A 16,603-nucleotide genomic window follows, 5' to 3' on the forward strand; every position below is an offset into this window, starting at 1 on the left:
CAAATTAAACAGCTGGACATTAAAAATGTATCAAAATGTCAGCTTTAATCATTTAAACCGATATCATGTGCGGCCATAATGGTTCGTGGCCCTGCTGGCCGGTACCAAATGCGGCATTTCTGCATCAATAGGTAGAAGCCCTTCAGGCTTCTGTCTTCATGGGGTGCCTTCTACCTGAGGGCGTTGCCCCCAGCTTTGGAGTTTCAGGCTTTCGGCCTGTTTTGGATACATTCAACCTGGAAGAAACCACGATTAATTGGAAGATTATACCCGATTCAGGGACACCAGAGCCTGAAGGGCTCACATTCCAGAACTTGGGGCAGCCAGTTAACTATTATTCATCACTAAAAACTTTGACTATGGATTCGTACTATGTAAACAAGAATGCGCAAGCCAATGGTGACCATGAAGTTCACAAATATGGATGCAGCTATTTGCCCGAAGCGGCTAACAGACAATACCTGGGCAAATTTTCCAACTGCCACGACGCTGTAAAAGAGACAAAGAAAACGTATCCTCAATCCAACGGGTGCTATTATTGCTCCAACGCTTGTCACACGAGTTGATAAAATGAGTGGAAGCCCTTCAGGCTTCGTTTCCTCTCACCACTCTTTGTCTAGAGGCGTTGCCCCTAGCTTTGGTTTCTCAGGCTTTCAGCCTGTTTCAGGCACACCCACTGATGAGGCTAACCACGATATAATGAAAAGTGCACAGATATAATATTCCAAGAGCCTGAAGGGCTCGCATTTCAGAACTTGGGGCATCGCCCCAAGAGAACGAGCCTAATGACACCGCCAGCCTGTAGGGCTGGAACCCGGATTCGTCAGTGTCATATGCATCAGTCAGTGGAAGCCCTTCAGGCTTCTGTCTTCGTGGGGTGCCTTCTACCTGGGGGCATCGCCCCCAGCTTTGGAGTTTCAGGCTTTCGGCCTGTTTTAGGCACACTCGTTGATCGAGGTTAACCACGATAGAATGAACAGCGCACAGATATAATATTCCAAGAGCCTGAAAGGCTCGCATTCCGGAACTTGGGGTATCGCCCCAAGAGAACGAGCCTACCGGTGAAACACTCAGCCTGAAGGGCTGGCACGATGATATACAGATGAATAATATCGAATATAAATGGAAGTCTGAAAGGCGAAAAAATCAATCCATGCAAAGACCTTGTAGAATGCTGCGCACCAAAGAGCCTGAAAGGCTCGCATTCCAGAACCTGGGGCATCGCCCCAAGAAAACCAGACGGCCATAAACCCCAGCCTGAAGGGCTGAAACCCGTCTCCCAGCCTTACCAAAAGCATTAATGATATAAATGGACAAAAAAAGAATTGTATCCTCGACAAAAAGAAAGCAAAACATCCTCGTTTCACAGGCCAGAAACTACTTTCAAAACGCTATCTTTATAGTCAAATACTAATTTAATCGATGAAATTTACTTCGAAGTTTCATGGCGGCATAAAAGCCCTGGTTGATATTGCCCTGTATGATGAAGGTGATGGCGTATTACTGAAAGATATTGCCCAAAGAAACTGCTTGTCTGTACGATTCCTGGACCAGATTGTTGCCTCGCTAAGAAAGAACCAGCTAATCTTCAGGAATAAGGGGTACCGGACGGGATACCGACTGACCAGGGCCCCCAATTCAATTAGTTTGTACGACGTTTACATCGCCTTCGAGGGCAAGCTGGATGTGTATCATTGTGTAGACAAAGTTACTCCGTGTGCTGGTTCACCGACATGTGCGACACATTTTACGCTTGAAAATCTAAATAAAGAATTAACTTTATTACTCCGTAACCAAACCATTGGCGAAGTGTGCCAACTGCAGGCTCATCTGAACCATCAGTCCGAACTAAAAGCTACCGGGTCGGTCAACGAAAATTAAAGACGCCCGGAAAATCATAAAATTCCCGGTCTTCTGGCCGGGATCAAACCGAACCAATAACCAAACTAAAACTACAATGGGACAATCACTCGCCAAACTGTACATCCATCTTACTTTTGGAACCAAGAACCGGGCACCTTCCATTATTCCGGCTCTCAAACCGAAACTGGAAGTATTCATCGACGGAATTTTGGAGAAACTGGAAAGCCCTTCCATCCACACACATGTCGATCCCGATCATATGCACATCCTATTTTCGCTTTCGAAAGACCAGGCATTGGCAACAGTGGTGAAAGCGATTAAAGAACAGTCGACGCAATGGATGAAAGAACAAGGAATCGATGCCTTTGCCTGGCAAACGGGATATGCGGCTTTCACAGTTAGCAGTTCGAATGTCGATTACCTGAAAAAATACATCCTCAACCAACAGGAACACCATCAGAAAATCAGTTTCCGGGAAGAGGTGGAAGAATTCATCAAACAATACCAGATTTTGGAATACGACGGAGAGTATTTCTGGAACTAGGAGTGGAAGCCCTTCAGGCTTCTGCTTTCTTCCGCGACCTCTTAACCGGGGGTGTTACCCCTGGCTTTGGAATTTCAGGCTTTCAGCCTGCTTCTTCCTCCGGCAAAGCCGGATAACGATTCATCACACCCAATGAAACTAGAGGGTAAGCAAGTCAGAAGCTTCGCACAAACCTAAGCAAGTTGTGTCATACTCGTTCAGGAGTTGTTTTTTCGCTTTTCGAACTTACCGGATTTACCGGCGGTGATGAATGATGTTTTCACCGGGAATTAATCAATACCAGAGCCTGAATGGCTCACATTTCAGAACCTGGGGCATCGCCTACGAGTGTTCGAAACAACGTTTTCTACTCATCCCACCCCTTCTCTAATCATAGAGAAGGACTCACGCCGCTGCATATTCGAAAGGCATCATTTCCAAAAACAACCTGGTATCCCGTCGGGGAGAATGCAAATACAAACTTCGATGCTATCACCGGCCCCCGCCCATCTTTACTTGTTGAGAGGGGCCATTCGGACGCAGTCCGGATGGGGTGAGTAGATAAAAATCCAACCAACGAGTGCCGCTGCCAGGTGAGGGAAAAACAGGCTGAAGGCTTGATATTTCAAATCTGCTTTCCCGATAACTTCCTACAAGGTTTCGAACACTCCTGTGCATCGCCCCAAGAGAGAAGACCATCCAATACACCCAGCCTGGAGGGCTGACACCTACATTGCCTCAGTTTGTCTTAATTCTCCATTACCTCCTCCTCCGAAAAAGGGGTTGTTTTAGGCAATCCGAAAAAAATATCGCATCTTGGGAAACGTTTTTCACGAATTAGTCAGTAACAATAACCTTTCTCTAACGAACAGCGATGAATCGACTACAATCTGTCATCGGAGGGATGATTTTCATTTTCGGCCTGACCATTCAGACGCAGGCACAGCCGGCATCGAACTATGATCAGCACAAGGCGTTCAACCCCGAGTTTATGAGTGAACCCGGAACGGCTTTTCGCAGTGGCAGTGGTGCTCCCGGTCCTATGTACTGGCAAAACCGGGCCGACTACAACCTGGCCGCTACGCTCGATACCACACAACACCAGATTTCCGGAACCTCGGAAATTCATTATACCAACAACAGTCCCGATGCCCTGCCTTATCTTTGGTTACAGGTCGAGCTAAATCTTTTCAAGGACGGCTCACGGGGAAGTTATTCGGGAAATGTCCCGACAACGGCCGGTGGCATCGATATTCAACAGGTGGAGATCACCCAGGATGGGAAGACCTATAAAGCCGAGCATGTGATTACCGACACCCGGATGCAGGTTCGTTTGCATCAGCCGGTAAAACCCGATGGCGGCAAAGTAACCATTACCGTGAAATATGCCTTTCGCATGACGACGAACCAGTTCCGACTCGCGATGATGGATTCGAAAAACGGTGCCATTTATGATGTGGCCCAATGGTATCCGCGCATGTGTGTTTATGATGACGTGCGGGGCTGGAATACCCTTCCCTACCAGGGGGCCGGTGAGTTTTACTGTGAGTATGGTGATTTCGATTATAAAGTGACGGTTCCGGCCAATATGATTGTGGCAGGTGCAGGCGTACTGCAAAATCCGGAAGAAGTGCTGACAAAGACCGAAATCGAACGACTCGACAAAGCCCGTCAGAACGACGAAACAACGTATATCATCAAACCGGACGAAGTAGGAAAAGCGGAAACACGCCCGAAACAGGACGGCATGCTGACCTGGCATTTCAAAATGGAAAACAGCCGCGACGTATCGTGGGCCGCCTCGAAAGCTTTTGTGTGGGACGCCGCGAAAGCCAATCTTCCGGAAGGTAAAACTGCATTGACCATGTCGGTTTACCCGAAAGAAAGCATGGGAGAAAATGCATGGAGTCGTTCCACCGAATACCTGAAACACAGCATCGAATCATTCTCGGCCGACTGGTACCCTTACCCGTATCCCACCGCTACAAATGTGGGCGGTCCGGTTGGCGGCATGGAATACCCTGACATCATTTTCTGCAAGTGGAGTATCAACAAGCCGAACGTGATGTACTTTGTCACCGCGCACGAAATTGGCCACAACTGGTTCCCTATGCTGGTGGGCTCGGACGAGCGCCGTTTCGGTTTCATGGACGAAGGCCTGAACACCTTCATCGATATTTACGCACAGGACAAGTTTAATCATGGCGAATTCGGCCCGAAACGGGACGGCGAGTATGACCCGGAAGGAAAAAATCCGGCACGCGATATTGTTCCGTTCATGACGAAAGACGGTACCGAAGCCATCATGAACTTCTCGGATGTGCTGCAATGGAAGAACAGCCACATGGTGAATTACTACAAAACGTCGTTGGGCCTCGTACTTTTGCGCGAGTATATCCTCGGACACAATCGCTTCGACTACGCCTTCCGGACCTATATCGACCGCTGGGCCTATAAGCATCCCCGACCGGAAGACTTCTTCCGGACGATGGACGATGCCGCCGGTGAAGATTTGGGTTGGTTTTGGAACGAGTGGTTTTATCAGACCTGGACACTGGATCAGGCTGTAACCGGCGTGCATTATGCCAACGGTCAGCCAGCAAAAGGTTCCCTCATAACCCTGACCAACAATGACCAAATGGTGATGCCAACAACGGTAAAAGTGGTGGAAAGCAACGGCAAGACCAGCCAGGTGAAACTCCCGGTGGAAATCTGGCAACGGGGCAGTACGTACCTATTCAAATACGCTTCCACCTCTCCCATCGACTCGGTGATTGTTGACCCGGATAAGCAACTTCCGGATGTTAATCCATCCAATAATGTTTGGACCAACGATAACAAATTGACAAAGAAATAGAATCACAAGTCTCCGGCAGCGATTTTACTGGAATTCCATTTTTCCAAGAAATACCCAAGTTGCACCTAACGTGGCAGCTTGGGTATTTTGACAAACTGTGCAAATACCAATGAAGTTAATGCAATACCGGCGCCGCCGATAAACGGAATCCGCCAGTTGTACATCCAGAGCAAACCGCCAAATACGGGGATAACTACCGCCATAATGTGATTGATGGTAAATCCCACAGCCATGGAGGGAGCTATGTCTTCGTGGTCAGCTTTCTTCTGGAAATAAGTATTAATGGCAATCGAGAAGCTGAAAAAGAGATTGTCGACAAGGTACATCGCCGTGGCCACGTTTTTGTCTTCAATCAGTCCATACCCGAGAAAAACCAAGAACAGACTGGCATATTCAATGGTCAGCATCGTCCGTTCTCCAAACCGGTGGATGGCTTTGGCCACCTGTGGACTGAGGAAGAATGTCATGATGTTGTTCAGAACAAACAGGACGGTGATGTGCCGAACAGAGAATCCGTACTTCTCCACCAACAGGAAAATCGCAAACACCACAAAAATCTGCCGGCGTGCGCCAGCCAGAAAGTTCAGCGTGTAAAAAAGCCAATACTTCTTTTTCAGAATCAGTTTTCGCTGCTGCGGAGGTTTGGTCTTATCGACCGGATCACGTGTCAATGCATACAAACCGGTCAGGATGAGAATACCCCCAAATAACCAGAACATATTTTGCAACGGCAGAAAACTACTCAGCAACCAAATGATACCTCCTACCGTAATGTTGGTCAGTGCGCCGTAGCTTTTAAAGCTGGCCAGCACCCGCGGAACGCGTGTATGATCGAAATACTGAAGGCTGAGTGATTGGTTGGTAGTCTCGAAGAAATGAAAGCCCACCGACATCACCACCGTAGTAAAAATCAATCCGCCAAACGACGGGAAGAAACCGGCCAGCAAAACGCCTCCGCCAAGCATGATGATAGAAAGCGCGGCAAACCGGTGCTCTTTAATGACCAGCAACAGGTAAACGACGAAGAAGGTCAGAAAGCCCGGTATTTCACGAACGGATTGGATTACCCCGATTTGAAATCCGTTGACCCCCACTACATCCACCGCATAATTATTGAACAAGGTTCTCCACCCCTGAAATCCAATAGCGGAGGAAATCACCAGTAACAGCAGGTAGCGATACATCGGATTGTCGCGAAAAGTCCGGTAAGAATTCATCGTCTCTCAATTAGATTAAGACGACAAAAGTAATAAAATGAACCAGTAGCGGGTTTAATTTTACACGAACCCGACCGGAAGCTGTCTTAATATTCACTTAAAAGCCCTCTTTTTAGCCTTCACACAAACGCGATTATACACTGTGAAACAACCCGCTACACCTTCAACATTTACAGGTCTTTTAATTTTTTTTGCTTGTGTGACTAAAGTTACTGAAGGATGCCTTCTCCAGGCCTTTCTTTGTAGCGTCATTCAAGGTTACATACATGATAGGTTTTTTTAAAAGCTATCGATTAAGAATTCTCTTTATCATTCTTGGAGGAATTGCCGGGTACCTTTACTGGTCCCAAATCGGATGTGCCTCCGGCACTTGCCCGATTACTTCAAACTGGTATACGAGCAGCGGTTACGGTGTTTTGCTTGGCTGGTTACTCGGTGATTCCTTCAGAGTGAAAAAGGGACAGAATGAAGAAAATGCAACGAACTAGCCAGATATCCGTACTGATGGCCATCTTCCTTTCCCTGTTGGTTTCGTGCAACCAGGCAGGAAATGGCAACCAGTCAAAAATGGCAGACAAAGGTAATGAGAAGAATTTGGTGGTTGTAAAGGATATGAGCAAGTTCACTGAAATAATAAACGGGGATACTCCCGTACTGGTTGATTTTTACGCCGATTGGTGTGCACCATGCAAAATGATGTCACCGATTCTCGAACAGCTCTCCAAAGAGATGCAAGGTTCGGTAAGAGTAGTAAAAGTGAATGTGGACAATAACAGAGAAGCAGCCATGCAATATGGCGTACGAAATATACCTACCATGCTCCTGTTTCGCAACGGACAAATCAAATGGCAGGGCGTCGGCGTAATGCAAGCCGACCAGCTGAAATCTATTATTCAACAGAATAGCTGATATTGGTTATGATTTAGGTTTGGTTAGGGAAAAGGTTCGGTGGCCACCCGGCTGCCGGCCCTCCTTCCCGCTTTTTCAGACAGTTCGTTGGTAATTCCAGTAAAACATTATCGAATTCAGACAAGACAATTTACCCATAGCGTGTAAATCGAGGAACTATTATAATAATCAGATGAAAAGCAGCATTTTAGTAAACGAACATTATTGTCCCAAAAATCATCCGTGTCCGGTCGTCAGAGTATGCCCGACAGGAGCGATTTCGCAGAAGTCACCATTTCATGCACCCGAAATCGACGATGATAAGTGTGTAAGTTGTGGAAAGTGTATATATTTCTGCGCATTTGGGGCGTTTCAGCCTGGCAATTGATTTTATCCCAGCTCATAAGTTCATTGTATCCCTCTGCCGTTAAGGTGGGGGGATTTTTTTACCCCATTACCAGCTCCAGTACCTGGGTCGTTTCATCAGTAATCTTGTACCGGTCGTCAATTCGTTTTCCGATAACCCAGACCACCTGTTCCCCATTGGTCACCAGCCAGGTATTTTCCTTATCGGGAAGGCTCATTTTCTCGTCAATAAAAAAATCACTCAGCTTCTTAAAACCGCTCATTCCCAACGGCCGAAAATAATCGCCCGGTTCCCATTTTCGTATTTTCAAAGGAAACTGAATTTTGTCGAGGTCAATGCAGGCCACTTTCGCCGAACGGGGAATCCTGAAATGCTGGTCCCGTTCCACCTTTCGTATTTGAATGGGCAGCGGCTTAGCTAAATCTTTAAGTTCTTCATCAATGTAATAAACAGCCTTTTCCTTATCAGGAAGTCGGGTAATGATGAGGTATTCCCGGTCGCGGACCAAACGGTGTGTTGGCGAGAAAAACTGTCTTCCGGATTCTCCATCCAGCGTCTCCTCTATTTGGGCAACCACTTCGCTATTGAAATGAAAGGGCTTCAAAAATTCAAACAGGTAGGTATTCAATGGCTGCAGCAATTTCAATTCTCTAATGGAGAGATGATATTCCCTTCCTTTGCGCACAGCCACCCGTTCCCAGCATTGCTGAATTTCCTGGAAGTAAATCGTCGAAACATCTTTCAGGTAGTGAATGGTTTTCTGCAGGCTTTCACGGAATGCAGGATTCAGTTCCTCCATCAACGGCAGCAACTGATGCCGGATTTTATTCCGCTGAAAGTCGAGGCTGGCATTGGATGAATCATCGCGGTATTCCAACTCATGTTTCAGGCACCAGTTGGCAATTTCCTTTCTGGAAGCAAACAGCAACGGCCGGACCACTCTCCCGTTCTTCGGTTTAATACCGGTCATTCCTTTCAATCCGGTTCCCCGGGAAAGATTCAGAAAAAAGGTTTCGAGCAAGTCGTCACGGTGATGTGCCACAGCAATCGCATCGTAATGATTTTCCGCCCTGATTTTCTCAAACCAGTCGTACCGCAACTCACGGGCAGCCATCTCAATGGAGTAACCATGCTCTTCAGCGTATTCCTCCGTATCGAACGATTGATGATAATAACGCCGGCCATATTTCTCGGCCAACCGGGCCACCAACGCCTCATCGCCATCCGATTCCTCGCCGCGCAAATGAAAATTGCAGTGGGCAATACCTAAGGCATATCCGGCCCGTTCCAACAGATCGAGCAGTACCACTGAGTCCATTCCACCACTTACGGCCACCAGGATGGTATCGCCCGACGTAAACAGGTTGTGACGTTGAATATAGTTGACCAGTTCGTTTATCATCACTTCGTTTTATTCAAAAATACGATAATCCCGTTAACCAAAAGAAAACCGGAGACGATTTAAGTCATTCCCCGGTTTCTGTCATCTCTAAAAATACGTTTACAACTTGAGAACCACCTGCCCGCGGTTCTTCTTGCTCAAAAGGCGTTGAATATAGGTATCCAGTTCTTCGAGTGAAATAAAGGTAACAAGGTCATCAAGGCCGTCCGGTTTCCAATCATTGGCCAGCTTCTCCCAAACGGCTTTCCGTTCTTCCAGCGGTGTTTGCTGTGTATCCACCCCCAACAACGAGATGTTGTTCAGGATGAAGGGATAAACCGTTGTGTTCAACTCACCGGAACCGATATTTCCACAGGTCGTTACGTTCCCGCTGTATTTACAGGCTTTCAGCAACGTAGCCAGCGTATTTCCACCGACCACATCAACCGCACCGGCCCATTTCGGACGAAGGAGCGGCCGCCCGGACTGGTCATCTGTTTCCGATTTATCAATGTGCTGATGCGCTCCAAGCTTTTCAATCACTTCCCGGCTGTCGTCCAGATTCGAGGTGGCAGCGATGACTTCAAAACCTTCTTTTAACAGGATTTTTACTGCCAGACTTCCCACTCCGCCGGCAGCACCGGTCACTACAACCGGCCCCTGCGATGGTTTCTGGCCGGCGTCCAATAACCTTTTCACCGAAAGGGCAGCCGTCAACCCCGAAGTACCCAGCATCATGCTTTCGGCAAGTGACAATCCTTCGGGTAATGGCACAATCCAGTTGGCCGGCACGCGAATGTATTCCGCGAAAGCGCCATCGGTGTTCATTCCCAAATCGTAAGAAGTGACCGTCACTTCATCGCCTGGTTTGAACAACGGCGACGAACTCTCTTCCACTACTCCGGCTGCATCGATTCCCGGCGTATGCGGATAATTCTTGGTTACTCCGCGATTGCCCGATGCCGAAAGCGCGTCCTTGTAGTTAAGTCCGGCATACTTTACGCGGACGAGTACTTCTCCTTCCGGTAACTCACTGATGGAGCGATTTACCAGATTTCGGACAAACTCACCATTCTCCTCCGATACCCGGTAAGCCCTGAATGTTCTATCTGTCATTTTGTTGTTCCTTTCTTTATTCTCTATACCATGCTAACAAAAAAGAAAGCAGCCCCGTTCAGAGACTGCTTGTATTTTTTATGCTTAACGTAAAGTTACTTTTCCATCGCTGAAATTTTCTCAACGATTTTCAGAATCACGTGACAGGCCTTTTCCATCGACTGGGTCGGAATAAATTCAAACTTACCGTGGAAGTTATGTCCGCCGCCAAAGATATTAGGACAAGGTAGTCCCATAAATGAAAGGCGAGCACCGTCTGTTCCACCGCGAATCGGCTCAATCTTCGGTTCCACTCCTACTTCTTTCATCGCCTCTTCAGCCATATCGACAATATGCAGAACCGGCTCGACTCTTTCACGCATGTTGTAATACTGGTCTTTCAATTCCAGCTCAACGGTTCCTTCACCGAATTCTGCATTCACCTTGCGAACGATGTGTTCCATCTCGGTTTTGCGATCTTCGAAACGATCTTTCTTGAAATCACGGATGATATACTCGAGCTCTGTTCGCTCTACGCTTCCGTTAATCGACAACAGGTGATAGAAGCCTTCGTAACCTTCGGTATGTTCCGGCGTTTCATGGCGCGGCAGCATACTGATAAACTGGCTCGCAATACGCATTGAGTTCTTCATCTTGTGCTTGGCCGAACCGGGATGCACACTGATTCCGTGAACAATCACTTTGGCAAAAGCCGCGTTGAAATTCTCATATTGCAACTCCCCCAGCTCTCCTCCGTCCATGGTATAGGCAAAATCGGCACCGAATTTTTCCACATTGAAATAATCAGCTCCCTGACCAATTTCCTCATCCGGCGTAAAACCAACCCGCACTTTTCCGTGCTTGATTTCGGGATGATTTACCAGATATTCCATCGTGGTAACAATCTCGGCCAAACCGGCTTTATCATCGGCTCCCAGCAATGTTTTGCCATCGGTTACAATCAACCGTTGACCCAGATACTTCTTCAGGCCGGGGAATTTATCAGGCGACATAATAATCTTTTCGTCCTTGTTCAGGACAATGTCTCCTCCGTCGTAATTCTCAACAAATTGCGGATTCACATTTTTTCCTGAGAAATCGGGACTGGTATCCATGTGCGCAATGAAACCTACTGTTGGCACTTCCTTATCGATATTCGACGGAAGCGTTGCCATTACGTAGCCATTGTCATCCAGCTCCACATCTTCCAGCCCAATGCTTTTCAATTCTTCGGCCAACTTCTGTGCAAACGTAATTTGCCCGGGTGTACTGGGCGTCAATCCGGTCTTGGAATCGGACTGAGTATTTATCTTTACATAACCGATAAAACGGTCGACAACCTGGTTTTCCATTTTTATCATCAAATTTGCAGATTTAAGAGTCCGAATATAGCGATTTTTGCCGAGAGAGAAGTGCAGAAAATCACTGTAAAGTGGTGAAGGTGATGAATCTCATTATTTCTCAACCGGAGGGAAAAAACGTACATAAAAAGAGGGAATTGCCGAAGCAACTCCCTCTTTTTAATATGATTGTGCGACTAACTTAATAAGCCAGTGCAAACAAGACTCTTCTCTTCGAAGGTTTACCGGTTACCATGCAAACGCCTTCTTCCTCCTCACCCTCGAACGGGATGCACCGAATCGTTGCTTTGGTCTCCTCTTTAATCCGGGTCTCCGTCTCCGAAGTACCGTCCCAGTGCGCCAGAATAAAACCGCCTTTGGTGTTCAGTACTTCTTTGAACTCCTCGTAGGTGTCTACCTTCACAGTACTTTCTTCACGGAATTTCCAGGCTTTCCGGTAGATGTTATTCTGGATTTCAACCAACAGGTCGTCCACATACTGGTCAATATCCTCGAGCGACTGAACCGATTTCTCCAGCGTATCGCGACGAGCTACCTCGACGGTTCCGTTCTCCAAATCACGGGGACCAATAGCCAGGCGAACCGGAACACCTTTCAATTCATACTCGGCAAATTTCCATCCCGGGCGCTGTGTATCGCGATTATCATACTTAACGCTAATGCCGCGTGCCTGAAGTTTGGTAATAATTTCATCTACCTTCTCCGATACTTCAGCCAACTGTTCTGTTTTCCTGTAAATAGGAACAATCACCACCTGGAATGGAGCCAGCTTCGGAGGCAATACCAAACCGTTGTTGTCGGAGTGAGCCATGATCAGTGCGCCCATCAAACGGGTAGAAACCCCCCATGACGTCGCCCACACATAATCGAGCTTTCCTTCTTTACTGGTGAACTGAACATCAAACGCTTTCGCAAAATTCTGTCCCAGAAAGTGTGACGTTCCGGACTGAAGTGCTTTACCATCCTGCATCAACGCCTCGATGGTGTAGGTTTCCAGCGCTCCGGCAAAACGTTCATTTGCCGACTTCGCACCTTTGATGACCGGTACAGCCATGTAATTCTCAGCAAAATCAGCATAAACATTGATCATGCGTTCCGTTTCCTCCATTGCCTCCTGCTTGGTAGCATGAGCAGTATGCCCTTCCTGCCAAAGGAATTCAGCGGTACGGAGAAACATACGCGTACGCATCTCCCAGCGAACTACATTGGCCCACTGGTTTATTAACAATGGAAGATCGCGGTATGATTGAATCCAGTTTTTATAGGTATTCCAGATGATGGTTTCCGAAGTCGGTCGTACAATTAACTCTTCTTCCAGTTTTGCATCGGGGTCGACTACCACACCATTCCCATCCGGATCATTTTTTAGGCGATAATGAGTAACTACGGCACACTCTTTGGCAAATCCTTCTACGTGATCGGCCTCTTTTGAGAAGAAAGATTTGGGGATGAACAGCGGGAAATAAGCATTTTCGTGCCCGGTTTCCTTGAACATACGATCCAACTGGGCCTGCATTTTTTCCCAAATAGCGTAACCGTATGGCTTGATTACCATACATCCACGCACCGCTGAGTTCTCAGCCAAATCAGCCTTCACAACCAGATCATTGTACCATTGTGAATAATTTTCTTCTTTTGATGTTAGTTCCTTAGCCATCTTCTATCTTTTGGTATGGAATTTGCTTTATTTGCAGTGAATTTTCAAGCTTACAAAGTAAAGAAATTCTCTAAGAATATTAAATACTTTTGGGAGGACATAATCATGAAATCAAGGCTAAAACTGCTTACTGCCATTGCGCTTTTCCTGGGTGGATGCTCCACCGGTTCGATGGTATCGAGCGGGTATGTCGACGACATTTATTACTCGCCTGGCGATAACCCGCCCCCCGTTGTAGCACAAACCAGTGTTTCGCAACAAAAAGAAACCACGCCTCAGCGGCAACAAGTGGTTTCCAACATCAAGGAATCGGCCAGCGGCAAAACCGTTGACAATTACGTGCTGAAGGATGGTAGTTCACGTTCGTATGGAAATACTGATGCGTACTACTACAACGACCAGCCCGATTATTCCGACACTACTTATTATTACGATGAGGATTCGTTAAAATACGTCATCAATAATTATTACGAACCCAGTGACAACATGAGCTACAGCTCACGGATCCGTCGCTTCCATGATCCCTATTTTTACGACCCATACTGGGATTCATACATGTGGGACCCGTATTACTACGGACCTTCGTGGAGCATCAGTTGGGGCTTCGGATGGAGTAACCCGTGGTACAATCCATGGTATTATGGTGGTTGGGGGTATCCATACTCCTACTACAGCTGGGGTGGCTATTACAGTCCCTGGTATTATGGAGGATGGGGATACCCATATAACTCTTACTATGGTGGCTGGGGCGGTTACCCATACTACGGTTGGGGCGGATATTCCGGCGGCGACTATCATGTAGACCGTTATCACGGAAGACGCAATTATACCGGTCGCCGTGGAGGTTCCAATGCCATTAATTACGGAGGAAGTAGTATCAATAGTGGACAGGCCTTAGGCCGCTCCATTCCGGTTGGTTCTTCCAGATCATCTTCTTCGGGTGCAGTAAAAGATGCTTCTTCATCTACCTCATCCGGAAGAAGAACAATTGGTGGTGCCGGTGCTACCGGAACCCGTTTGCAGGGAACCCGTCCGGGCACATCACCTGATAAGTCGGGTACAATTAATCGTAATACCACGACAACTACCCGTACCGCTACTTCAACTCGTCAATCCGGAACTTATTCCGGTGCACCGGGAAGGAATAGCCAGGTGCAAACCAGTCTTCGTCGGGGAACTTCATCATCAGTTCGCTCAAGCTCAGGTACGGTCATGAGCCGGCCAAGAGTTCAGACTCAAACAACAACCCGGAGTCGTTCTGCCGTTCAAACAACAACGACTACCAGGAGATATACGCCAAGTTATTCGAAACCGAGAATGAATACGCGGGCTACGTATAACAGGTCTACCACTCGTCAGTATACACGGCCGAGCAGTTCGTCTACAAAATCGAGCTACAGTCGTTACAGCAAGCCGAGCAGCACCTCCGGAACACGTAGTTCAGCCGTTCGTTCCAGCAGCTCATATCGCCGTGGTTCGAGCAGTTCATCCAACTATCGTTCCGGTAGTTCAAGCCGAACTTACCGCTCATCCGGTAGCAGTTACCGTTCTTCGGGCAGTTCGAGCAGCGGAAGATCATACAGCTCACCTTCGTCAAGCGGAGGAAGCCGTAGTTCCGGTGGAAGTAGCGGTGGAAGCTATTCCGGTAGAAGAAGGTAAGTTGTGGCGAGTCCCAACAGAAAGAATGATGAAGAACTTAAATTCCTTTTGACAATGAAAAAGATAATCATGACCATCAGTGCGCTATTGGCACTGACACTATATGCTTCAGCTCAATATGTTGACCAGGCGCTTACGCTGTCTCAACAGAGCTATGGAGTCACAGCCCGGGCGAAAGCAATGGGTAGCGCATTTGGCGCGCTGGGAGGTGATTTTTCATCTCTCAGCATTAACCCGGCCGGGATAGCCGTTTACCGCAGCTCGGAAATGACATTCACTCCCGATGTCTTCCGGTTCGATAAAACGGAAGCAACCAACCAAGGTTATACGGCTGATGATTCGAAATACAATTTCAGCATTGCGAACGCAGGGTACGTGGGAACTTATCGTCCCGGCGACACCGAAAGCGGGCTGGTATCGGTTAACTTCGGACTCGGATTTAACCGTCTGCGTAACTTCCATCAGAATTCGCTGTCAGAGGCCATGAATTCGCCTTACTCGCGGATGGATGCTTTCGCCCAGAATACCAACGGTATCAACTACAACGACCTGGTAACGACCGACAGTTACGATCCTTACTACAACGGTATTCCGTGGGAAAGTAAAATGGCCTGGGAAAACTACCTGATCGATGTGGCCAATCCGGGTAATGGAGATAATCAGTACAATTCCATTCTGTACCAGGGCGAAACCGTTAATCAGCATTACGCTATTCAGCGCGAAGGTTACATTAACGAGTATGTACTGGCACTGGGAGCCAACTTCAGTGATAAATTCTACATCGGAGCCACGGTCGGAATCGACGATTTGTATTACCTCGAAACATCGACCTACGGTGAAGACGGAGGCTCCAACGGTTTCGGTAATTTCGATTACTACAATTACCTGAGAACAACCGGTCTCGGATTCAACGTTAAAGTAGGTATGATTTTCCGGCCGATTCCCCAGCTGCGATTGGGAGCTGCGGTACACACGCCAACTTTCTTCAATCTGAAAGAAAATTATCACTCCTGGATGTCCTCTAATCTTGATGCCAGTGTGGGTGCCGGAGCTGGCAGTCACCGCGAAGAAACGCCTCATGGTGATTACAAATACGATTTGGAGACCCCTTTCCGTGCAATCGGTAGCGTTGCCTACCAGTTTGGGAAGAAAGGCTTGCTTTCGGTCGACTATGAGTATGTGAATTATAACAACATTAAACTGCGCCACGGCAGCGATGGATACGATTTCTATTCAGAAAATCAGGATATCAGTAATTACTACCAGTCTATCGGTAATATCCGGGTAGGTGGTGAATACCGGGTGACACCCGCCATTAGTTTGCGCGGCGGTTACGAATACTACGGAAGTCCGTATAAATCGACAGTGAGTGGTGTTTCTCAACCGAATTCCAATTACCAGCACGTAACGTATAACGGCGGACTTGGTTTCCGTTTTGGCAACACCAGTCTCGATATTGCCTACGGATTGACTGATTTGACCCGTTACAATTATCCGTACCAGTTAACGGGTGTTCAGGTAGAACCGATTAAATATCACTCGATGGTACACGATGTAATGTTTACCATGGCATTCCGGTTCTAGAATAAATTACCAACAAAGAACGAAGGAGGCTCCGGCCTCCTTTTTTTGTGCCCCGACACTGTCTTCCGAAATACAAGTGGATTGTCCGGATGACCCGGCGATATAAAAAAGTACGTCGGTTGATTAACTGAGCAGCCTCGCGCTATTAAAA

Annotated in this window: 14 protein-coding genes; 9 read left to right on the plus strand and 5 right to left on the minus strand. The window is 47.4% G+C overall.

Annotation, left to right across the window (positions count from 1 at the left end):
- Window positions 1-359: 359 nt before the first annotated feature.
- The 4 genes from GJU87_RS10795 (at window position 360) to GJU87_RS10810 (ending at window position 5,243) form a co-directional block, all read left to right on the plus strand.
- The gene (locus GJU87_RS10795) at window positions 360-566 is read left to right on the plus strand and encodes a hypothetical protein (RefSeq protein ID WP_153639530.1); all 207 of its coding nucleotides are present in this window, start codon (window positions 360-362) and stop codon (window positions 564-566) included.
- 856 nt (window positions 567-1,422) lie between these two features.
- On the plus strand, window positions 1,423-1,881 hold the full coding sequence (locus tag GJU87_RS10800) for an Rrf2 family transcriptional regulator (RefSeq protein WP_153639531.1): 459 nt from the start codon (window positions 1,423-1,425) through the stop codon (window positions 1,879-1,881).
- A 76-nt stretch (window positions 1,882-1,957) separates the two neighbouring features.
- On the plus strand, window positions 1,958-2,407 hold the full coding sequence (locus GJU87_RS10805) for a transposase (protein WP_153639532.1): 450 nt from the start codon (window positions 1,958-1,960) through the stop codon (window positions 2,405-2,407).
- 853 nt (window positions 2,408-3,260) lie between these two features.
- Window positions 3,261-5,243: a M1 family metallopeptidase gene (locus GJU87_RS10810; protein ID WP_228491956.1), complete on the plus strand. Its 1,983-nt coding sequence runs from the start codon at window positions 3,261-3,263 to the stop codon at window positions 5,241-5,243.
- 65 nt (window positions 5,244-5,308) lie between these two features.
- On the opposite strand, the gene GJU87_RS10815 is transcribed toward GJU87_RS10810, so the two are convergent.
- A complete protein-coding gene (locus GJU87_RS10815) occupies window positions 5,309-6,460 on the minus strand; it encodes an MFS transporter (protein WP_153639533.1) in 1,152 nt (383 codons plus the stop codon).
- 266 nt (window positions 6,461-6,726) lie between these two features.
- Here GJU87_RS10815 and GJU87_RS21460 point away from each other — a divergent pair, with 266 nt between their 5' ends.
- The 3 genes from GJU87_RS21460 to GJU87_RS21830 all read left to right on the plus strand — a co-directional run bounded on the left by GJU87_RS21460 (window position 6,727) and on the right by GJU87_RS21830 (window position 7,736).
- Window positions 6,727-6,948 (plus strand): DUF6132 family protein, encoded by a 222-nt coding sequence (locus GJU87_RS21460; protein ID WP_106542520.1) that lies wholly within the window; start codon window positions 6,727-6,729, stop codon window positions 6,946-6,948.
- Entirely contained in the window at window positions 6,926-7,369 is a 444-nt protein-coding gene (trxA, locus tag GJU87_RS10820) for a thioredoxin (protein ID WP_228491957.1), read from the plus strand. Before GJU87_RS21460 ends, trxA begins: the two co-directional genes overlap by 23 nt.
- 172 nt (window positions 7,370-7,541) lie before the next feature.
- A complete protein-coding gene (locus GJU87_RS21830; RefSeq protein WP_153639534.1) occupies window positions 7,542-7,736 on the plus strand; it encodes a 4Fe-4S dicluster domain-containing protein in 195 nt (64 codons plus the stop codon).
- Between the two features lie 58 nt (window positions 7,737-7,794).
- On the opposite strand, the gene tilS is transcribed toward GJU87_RS21830, so the two are convergent.
- The 4 genes from tilS to proS form a co-directional block, all read right to left on the minus strand.
- Complete coding sequence (tilS, locus tag GJU87_RS10830; RefSeq protein WP_153639535.1) at window positions 7,795-9,117, minus strand: tRNA lysidine(34) synthetase TilS; 1,323 nt, start codon at window positions 9,115-9,117, stop codon at window positions 7,795-7,797.
- A gap of 99 nt (window positions 9,118-9,216) precedes the next feature.
- Window positions 9,217-10,212 carry a YhdH/YhfP family quinone oxidoreductase gene (locus tag GJU87_RS10835; RefSeq protein WP_153639536.1) on the minus strand — a complete coding sequence of 332 codons (996 nt, stop codon included), beginning with the start codon at window positions 10,210-10,212 and terminating at the stop codon, window positions 9,217-9,219.
- Between the two features lie 95 nt (window positions 10,213-10,307).
- Window positions 10,308-11,552: a peptidase T gene (gene pepT, locus GJU87_RS10840; protein ID WP_228491958.1), complete on the minus strand. Its 1,245-nt coding sequence runs from the start codon at window positions 11,550-11,552 to the stop codon at window positions 10,308-10,310.
- A gap of 181 nt (window positions 11,553-11,733) precedes the next feature.
- On the minus strand, window positions 11,734-13,209 hold the full coding sequence (gene proS / locus GJU87_RS10845; RefSeq protein ID WP_153639537.1) for a proline--tRNA ligase: 1,476 nt from the start codon (window positions 13,207-13,209) through the stop codon (window positions 11,734-11,736).
- A 105-nt stretch (window positions 13,210-13,314) separates the two neighbouring features.
- Between proS and GJU87_RS10850 the strand changes: the two genes are divergently transcribed.
- Both GJU87_RS10850 and GJU87_RS10855 read left to right on the plus strand, forming a co-directional pair.
- The gene (locus tag GJU87_RS10850) at window positions 13,315-14,868 is read left to right on the plus strand and encodes a hypothetical protein (RefSeq protein WP_153639538.1); all 1,554 of its coding nucleotides are present in this window, start codon (window positions 13,315-13,317) and stop codon (window positions 14,866-14,868) included.
- A gap of 54 nt (window positions 14,869-14,922) precedes the next feature.
- The gene (locus GJU87_RS10855; RefSeq protein WP_153639539.1) at window positions 14,923-16,452 is read left to right on the plus strand and encodes an OmpP1/FadL family transporter; all 1,530 of its coding nucleotides are present in this window, start codon (window positions 14,923-14,925) and stop codon (window positions 16,450-16,452) included.
- The last annotated feature ends 151 nt before the right edge of the window (window positions 16,453-16,603 follow it).

The sequence above is a fragment of the Prolixibacter sp. NT017 genome (assembly GCF_009617875.1).
Lineage (GTDB): Bacteria > Bacteroidota > Bacteroidia > Bacteroidales > Prolixibacteraceae > Prolixibacter.